1 protein-coding gene is annotated in these 863 nt (G+C 35.5%); it reads left to right on the top strand.

Annotated elements, in window-relative coordinates:
* Window positions 1–263: 263 nt before the first annotated feature.
* Window positions 264–497: a permease gene (locus tag ACFPYN_RS17400; RefSeq protein ID WP_377735907.1), complete on the top strand. Its 234-nt coding sequence runs from the start codon at window positions 264–266 to the stop codon at window positions 495–497.
* Window positions 498–863: the final 366 nt, after the last annotated feature.

Genomic DNA, 863 nt, shown 5'->3' with positions numbered 1-863 from the left:
GGTTGGATTACGAGTCCTGATCACAATTTACTGTTACAGCTTATGTATCCACTTAGTATTGTTATGGTTGCAATCATTGCTACTGTGATATCAATTAAATACATAAAGAGAAATCAAAAATGATCATATACAAAAACATCTTTAACTAACGGGACAGGTTAGTTGAAGAATGTTGTTTAACTTGTGTTCAACAATCGGGCATTTTGTTTAATATATGGATATCTTTAGTTTGAAAATCACACGTTGGTACAGGGGGGGATTGTATGTGGAGTTTTAACACTTTTAAAGACAAACGTTATTGGATTCTTTTGATTCCAGCTATAATTATCTTGGTCTTGTTCGCAGTTTTTAACCCTGATTATATTCTTGGAAATACTTATATTTTACCATTTTCATTACTTATCTATGCGGCTTTATTCTGGTCGACATACCATCTCTGGAAGTATTTTGGTGATAAAAAGAAGAAGAATAATACGGATGACGATTGCGATTTGTAACTTGCTAGTTCAATAAGCGTCTCTGTCCTTATTAAACTAACAGGTACTTTAGTGGAAGAACAGGAGATCGTCAGAGACGGTCTTTTTTTATTGGATATTTATTCAGTAGAGGGGAAAAGCGAATCAACCAAAAGCCCGTCAACTCAACGATGTATATTCGGTGAATAAAAGATGGATGGGTGAAAAAGAGAAGAAGTGAGATCCCGTAAGGGTTAGTTCGGTGGGGCTAACTTCCTTGAAGATGTGTTATGTCAACCTAGGGTGTATGAAGAATACACCCTAGGTTGAGCATTCGAATCGGTGGTTTGAGGATGGATCATCCAGTTTCTTATTCAATTAACGGTCAGAATAGTTTAATAACATATA

It is taken from the genome of Paenisporosarcina macmurdoensis (assembly GCF_042658845.1).
Lineage (GTDB): Bacteria > Bacillota > Bacilli > Bacillales_A > Planococcaceae > Paenisporosarcina > Paenisporosarcina macmurdoensis.
The sequence above is the reverse complement of the archived record's forward strand: the minus strand, read 5'-3'. Positions and strand labels throughout refer to the sequence as shown.

Bases quoted from the DNA above. Each gene is read 5' to 3' on its own strand.
- ACFPYN_RS17400 (WP_377735907.1), top strand. From the start codon at position 264: ATGTGGAGTTTTAACACTTTTAAAGACAAACGTTATTGGATTCTTTTG.